The organism is Serratia sp. H1w, assembly GCF_000633355.1.
In the GTDB taxonomy this organism is placed as follows: Bacteria; Pseudomonadota; Gammaproteobacteria; order Enterobacterales; family Enterobacteriaceae; genus Chania.
Window position 1 is genome coordinate 21128 of record NZ_AYMQ01000003.1, and the last position, 6123, is coordinate 27250.

Here is a 6123-nt window from a genome sequence, read left to right on the forward strand (position 1 = left end):
GGTTTATGCCCTTAACGATCCTGATTTGGGATCGCGATCGGAATGACGGATCATAGCGCAATCCGCGCAAGAGATCCTCCTCTTCATCACAGATTAGATCCATTTTATCCACAGCCCGTGAAGAGTGGCTAGTTTTTAATCACTCCGGGATCAGCACTGATGAGATCTGCACCTGTCGAGCCAGGTTTTAGTGCCTTTCACAGGTTATACCTGGTTATCCACGCGGATCCTCGCAGAAATCACGCAGGATCGTACGGAGATCCTTGTGATTTACCCCCGAGTCCGTATAATCTTCGCCCACGTGTGATACCTGGTTCCTTAATGGTGAGTCATTTAGCCAAGACAGGATTCTGCGGTGACCACGGGCCAACACCGGATTTTACTCCGAATTGGCAGACAACCAGGTAGGCTAGCGCGATGTGAATTGACTCAGGACTGTACAATTATTACAATCCCGCCTCTTTATGTATTGCGATTGAGGCGTCGGTCATCTTCACGCCGAGTAGCCAAACGCATTTGACTTATCAGTATTTCATTTAAGTTTAGGTAGAAATCGCTATGAAACGCACTTTCCAACCGTCCGTACTGAAGCGTAACCGTAGCCACGGTTTCCGTGCTCGTATGGCCACCAAGAATGGTCGTCAAGTTCTGGCCCGCCGTCGTGCGAAAGGCCGTACTCGTCTGACTGTTTCTAAGTAATAAAAGCTAACCCGCTGAGTGGTTAAGCTCGCTTTTCCTAGGGAGTTACGTTTGTTAACTCCCACTCATTTCACTTTCGTCTTCCAGCAGCCACAACGGGCTGGCACGCCGCAAATCACCATCCTCGGCCGCCTGAACCAGCTGGGGCATCCCCGCATCGGTCTTACCGTCGCCAAAAAACACGTCAAACGCGCGCATGAACGCAACCGGATCAAACGCCTAACCCGCGAAAGCTTCCGTTTACTTCAGCACGAACTACCGGCGATGGATTTTGTGGTGGTGGCCAAAAAAGGAATAGCGGATTTGGATAATCGTGCACTGACGGAAGCTTTGGAAAAATTATGGCGTCGCCACTGTCGCCAGGCTCCCGCATCCTGATCGGGCTGGTTCGGGCGTATCAGCTCGTACTCAGCCCGCTGCTTGGGCCACGTTGTCGCTTCCAGCCGACATGTTCTCATTACGCAATTGAGGCATTACGCAGGTTTGGCATGTTAAAAGGCAGTTGGTTAACACTGAAACGCGTATTAAAATGCCACCCTTTGAACCCAGGTGGCGATGATCCCGTGCCGCCGAAAACCGACGATAACAGAGAACACTAACGATGGATTCGCAACGCAATCTTCTCCTCATCGCTCTGCTGTTCGTGTCTTTCATGATCTGGCAGGCCTGGCAAGTGGACAACGCTCCGCAACCCGCAGCCACCCAGACCACGCAACAGACCGCGAACCCAGCAACCGGTGATGCCGCAAGTTCGGCTGTACCAGGCAGTGGCCAGGGTAAACTGATCACCGTTAACACTGACGTGCTGTCGCTGACCATCAACACCCGTGGTGGCGATATCGAGCAGGCTAAACTGTTGGCCTACCCGGATACCCTGGGTTCATCGACTCCATTTACGCTGCTGGAATCTACCCCGTCATTCGTCTACCAGGCACAAAGTGGCCTGACCGGCAGAGACGGCCCGGATAACCCGGCAAACGGCGAGCGTCCTCTGTTTGAGGCGGCGCAGGATACCTTCACGCTGGCCGATGGCCAGGATGAACTGCGTATTCCGCTGACCTTTACCTGCAAAGACGGTTCGGTCTTCACCAAGACCTTTGTGCTCAAGCGTAACCATTATGCCGTTGGCGTGGACTACTCCATCGTCAACAAGAGCGCGACTCCGCTGGAACTGACCCTGTTTGGCCAGTTGAAGCAGACTACCGAGTTGCCTAAGCATCGTGACACCGGCAGCAACAACTTTGCGCTGCACACCTTCCGTGGTGCGGCCTACTCTTCCAGCGACAACAAATACCAAAAGTATGCGTTCGACAAGGATGAGAACCTGAATGTCACCACGCAAGGCGGCTGGATTGCGATGTTGCAACAGTACTTCGCCACCGCGTGGGTGCCAGAGACTCAGGGCAACAACACCTTCTATACCTCCAAGCCAGGCACTAACCTGTCTGCTATCGGCTTTAAAGCCGAGCCGGTGATTGTCCAGCCGGGTGCAGAGAAACAGCTGAATGCCACCCTGTGGGTTGGCCCAGAGCTGCAAGATCAGATGGCTCAACTGGCACCGCACCTGGATCTGACTGTCGATTACGGCTGGCTGTGGTTCATCTCCCAACCGCTGTTCAAACTGCTGAAGTTCATTCACGGTTTCATCGGCAACTGGGGCTTCTCAATCATCATCATCACCTTCATCGTGCGCGGCATCATGTACCCGCTGACCAAAGCGCAGTACACCTCGATGGCCAAGATGCGTATGCTGCAGCCCAAACTGCAGGCGATGCGTGAGCGTATCGGTGATGACAAGCAGCGTATGAGCCAGGAAATGATGGCGCTGTACAAAGCTGAGAAAGTGAACCCTCTGGGTGGTTGCTTGCCGCTGGTTATCCAGATGCCAATCTTCCTGGCCTTGTACTACATGTTGATGGGCTCGGTTGAACTGCGTCATGCACCGTTTATCTGGTGGATCCATGACCTGTCGGCGCAAGACCCATACTACATCCTGCCAGTGCTGATGGGTGTGACCATGTTCTTCATCCAGAAGATGTCACCAACCACCGTCACTGACCCGATGCAGCAGAAAATCATGACCTTTATGCCGGTGATCTTCACAGTGTTCTTCCTGTGGTTCCCGTCTGGTCTGGTGCTGTACTACATCGTCAGTAACCTGGTAACCATCATCCAGCAGCAGCTGATTTACCGCGGGCTGGAAAAACGTGGTCTGCACAGCCGCGATAAGAAAAAAGTCTAATACGGAGCGGGCGCTGCATGTAGCGCCCCTACGATTGTGAGCTTTGCCAGCAATTTCAGGCGGTCATCATGACCGCCTTTTTGCATCTAGTCAGAGAGATAATCCGTTATGAACACCACCGATACCATCGCTGCTGTTGCTACTCCGCCCGGACGCGGCGGTGTCGGCATCCTGCGTATTTCAGGCCGGGGAGCCAAAGAGGTTGCCCTGGCTGTACTCGGCAAACTGCCAAAGCCGCGCTATGCCGATTATCTGCCGTTTCGTGATGCTGAAGGCAGCACGCTGGATCAGGGGATTGCGCTATGGTTCCCCGGCCCCAATTCCTTTACCGGTGAGGACGTGCTGGAACTCCAGGGCCATGGTGGGCCGGTGATCCTCGACCTGCTGCTCAAACGCGTGTTGGCGCTTCCAGACGTGCGGATTGCCCGCCCAGGGGAGTTCTCGGAGCGTGCATTCCTCAATGACAAGCTGGATTTGGCCCAGGCCGAAGCCATCGCCGATCTGATCGATGCCAGTTCCGAGCAAGCTGCCCGTTCGGCCATGAACTCGCTACAAGGCGCGTTTTCCATCCGTATCCACCAGCTTGTTGAAGCGCTCACTCACCTGCGCATCTATGTGGAAGCGGCAATCGACTTCCCGGATGAGGAAATCGACTTCCTTTCTGACGGCAAAATCGAAGCCCAACTGAATGGCGTAATGGCCGATCTGGACGGCGTTCGGGCCGAGGCGCGTCAGGGTAGCCTGCTGCGTGAAGGGATGAAAGTGGTGATCGCCGGGCGGCCTAACGCCGGGAAATCCAGCCTGCTCAATGAGCTGGCGGGACGCGAAGCGGCCATCGTCACCGACATTGCGGGCACTACGCGCGATGTATTACGCGAACATATTCATATCGATGGCATGCCACTGCACATTATCGATACCGCCGGGTTGCGGGAAGCCAGCGACGAAGTTGAGCGCATTGGTATCGAACGTGCCTGGAATGAGATCGAACAGGCCGATAGAGTGCTGTTTATGGTCGATGGCACCACCACCGCCGCCACCGAACCTGCCGAGATCTGGCCGGAGTTTATGGCACGCCTGCCAAGTACCTTGCCGATCACCGTGGTGCGTAACAAAGCTGATATCACTGGTGAAGCACTGGGCCTGAGCGAAGTAAATGGTCACTCACTTATTCGCCTGTCGGCGCGTACCGGTGAGGGGATCGACCTGTTACGCGACCATTTGAAGCAAAGCATGGGCTTCACCAGCAATATGGAAGGCGGCTTCCTCGCTCGTCGCCGTCACTTGCAGGCGCTGGAACAGGCCGCACAGCACCTGGTGCAGGGCAAAGAACAGTTAGTGAGCGCTTACGCGGGGGAGCTGCTGGCCGAAGAACTACGCTTGGCACAGCAAGCATTGAGCGAAATCACCGGGGAATTTACCTCCGATGACCTGCTTGGGCGTATCTTCTCCAGCTTCTGCATTGGCAAGTAACTCATAACCCGGAAAATCCCAGAATTATCTTAATGTTAATGATGGGATTTTTCTTCGCACACGTCAGAAGTAACCCCAATCGCCACCGCGCTATATTCCTGCTATACCGGCGTTTTTTCATTCAAGCAGAGAATAATTAAGAAAAAGATCATGCGAATTCTTAATGAAAATTCTTAACGTAATGCTTACTCTAACACTCCAGTTTTTTTATAAGCCTCGGTCATGGAGTGAACAATGGCTTGTCATTTTATCCGATGGGACACGGCTACAGAGCGTTTAGAGACCCATCGGCTGCCTAAAGACCTGATCGAAAGAACTGCCAGCTTCTCCGTTAAGCGCCGTCGGCGCTTTTTGCAAGGCCGGATCCTATTGGCCGAAATGATATTTTATTTGTATGGTATCCCGGTACTCCCCCCGATTGCTACGGCACCGACCGGGCGCCCGTGTTTTGCCGATCATCATTTACCTGACTTCAGCCTCGCCTATGCGGGCAATACCATCGGCGTGCTGCTGAGCCTGGAAGGCAAGGTTGGGTTGGACATTGAGGTGATGCGCGCACGGAGTCACAATCTGCTGCACCAATACTGCTCCAGCACGGAGAGTGCCTGGATCGCGGCGCAGAGTGATCGTTTGGAAGCCGAAACTCAACTGTGGAGTATCCGCCAATGCGTGCTGAAGCTGTGTGGTTTGGGCAACAGCGGCCAAAACCTACTGAGTTTGCATCCCTTTTCCGGCCAATTACGCTGCAACATCCTGCCTGACGTACACGTCATGAGTGATGCTGGTGAGTATCTCAGTTGGGCCTGTGCCCATCAGCCAGGCTTGGATCGGCTCGTCTGCTGGCAATATGACGATAGCCAGGGCCTACGGAAAAGTGGCGAAATTTCATCGCGCAACCAACCTCTCTCCACGCATTTTTTGAAGCTGACCAGCCTTGCCTCTGTTACACGCTGAAAGCACCGATTTAACGTCTGTCTTTAGGGGAATATTCAATATAAAACTTTTCTTAACGCATGATTTACTGCTTTGAATTGTAAAAACAGTTAAATGTTTAGCATCTACCTAGGAGGGGTGGCTTATTTGCCCTATTATCTGCTGGTTGTTCTAAGCTGAGTCTGTTCATCAGAAAAGGGAGAATCAAAATGTCAGAGCAAGCACTAAAGATCGTTACGCTACTGGGGAGCCTACGTAAAGGCTCATATAACGCCATAGTCGCACGCGCTTTACCCCAGTTAGCTCCCCAGGGTGTCACCATCGAAGCCCTTCCCTCCATCCGCGATATCCCACTTTACGACGCAGACCTTCAGCAAGAAGAAGGTTTCCCCGCCACGGTGGAAGCCATTGCCGAACAGATCCGCCAGGCCGATGGCGTGATCATCGTAACGCCAGAATATAACTACTCAGTGCCAGGCGGCCTGAAAAACGCCATCGACTGGCTGTCCCGCTTGCCTAACCAACCGCTGGCTGGCAAACCGGTCGCGATCCAAACCAGCTCAATGGGGCCGATTGGGGGCGCACGTTGCCAATATCACCTGCGCCAGATCCTGGTGTTCCTGGATGCCATGGTGATCAACAAACCTGAGTTTATGGGAGGAGTGATCCAGAATAAGGTTGATGAGCAAGCAGGTGAACTGGTGGAACAGGGCACGCGGGATTTCCTGACAGGCCAACTGTCAGCATTCAGCGACTATACCCAATAAACCTCAAGA

Annotated in this window: 7 protein-coding genes; all 7 read left to right on the plus strand. The window is 53.6% G+C overall.

Features of this window, described 5'->3' with window-relative positions; translation table 11 throughout:
• Positions 1-558: 558 nt before the first annotated feature.
• Positions 559-699 (plus strand): 50S ribosomal protein L34, encoded by a 141-nt coding sequence (rpmH, locus tag U869_RS30305; protein ID WP_004093983.1) that lies wholly within the window; start codon positions 559-561, stop codon positions 697-699.
• 18 nt (positions 700-717) lie between these two features.
• A complete protein-coding gene (gene rnpA, locus U869_RS30310) occupies positions 718-1077 on the plus strand; it encodes a ribonuclease P protein component (protein ID WP_025123954.1) in 360 nt (119 codons plus the stop codon).
• On the plus strand, positions 1041-1298 hold the full coding sequence (yidD, locus tag U869_RS0100200) for a membrane protein insertion efficiency factor YidD (protein ID WP_025120915.1): 258 nt from the start codon (positions 1041-1043) through the stop codon (positions 1296-1298). The genes rnpA and yidD overlap by 37 nt, the downstream gene beginning before the upstream one ends.
• Before the next feature lie 2 nt (positions 1299-1300).
• On the plus strand, positions 1301-2941 hold the full coding sequence (yidC, locus tag U869_RS0100205) for a membrane protein insertase YidC (protein WP_025120914.1): 1641 nt from the start codon (positions 1301-1303) through the stop codon (positions 2939-2941).
• Between the two features lie 108 nt (positions 2942-3049).
• Entirely contained in the window at positions 3050-4414 is a 1365-nt protein-coding gene (gene mnmE, locus U869_RS0100210; protein ID WP_025120913.1) for a tRNA uridine-5-carboxymethylaminomethyl(34) synthesis GTPase MnmE, read from the plus strand.
• A 234-nt stretch (positions 4415-4648) separates the two neighbouring features.
• Entirely contained in the window at positions 4649-5368 is a 720-nt protein-coding gene (locus U869_RS0100215; RefSeq protein WP_025120912.1) for a 4'-phosphopantetheinyl transferase superfamily protein, read from the plus strand.
• 188 nt (positions 5369-5556) lie between these two features.
• A complete protein-coding gene (locus tag U869_RS0100220; RefSeq protein WP_029987562.1) occupies positions 5557-6114 on the plus strand; it encodes an NADPH-dependent FMN reductase in 558 nt (185 codons plus the stop codon).
• The last annotated feature ends 9 nt before the right edge of the window (positions 6115-6123 follow it).

Coding starts and splice junctions, on each gene's coding strand:
- rpmH (WP_004093983.1), top strand. CDS start 559: ATGAAACGCACTTTCCAACCGTCCGTACTGAAGCGTAACCGTAGCCAC.
- yidD (WP_025120915.1), top strand. CDS start 1,041: ATGGCGTCGCCACTGTCGCCAGGCTCCCGCATCCTGATCGGGCTGGTT.
- yidC (WP_025120914.1), top strand. CDS start 1,301: ATGGATTCGCAACGCAATCTTCTCCTCATCGCTCTGCTGTTCGTGTCT.
- mnmE (WP_025120913.1), top strand. CDS start 3,050: ATGAACACCACCGATACCATCGCTGCTGTTGCTACTCCGCCCGGACGC.
- U869_RS0100215 (WP_025120912.1), top strand. CDS start 4,649: ATGGCTTGTCATTTTATCCGATGGGACACGGCTACAGAGCGTTTAGAG.
- U869_RS0100220 (WP_029987562.1), top strand. CDS start 5,557: ATGTCAGAGCAAGCACTAAAGATCGTTACGCTACTGGGGAGCCTACGT.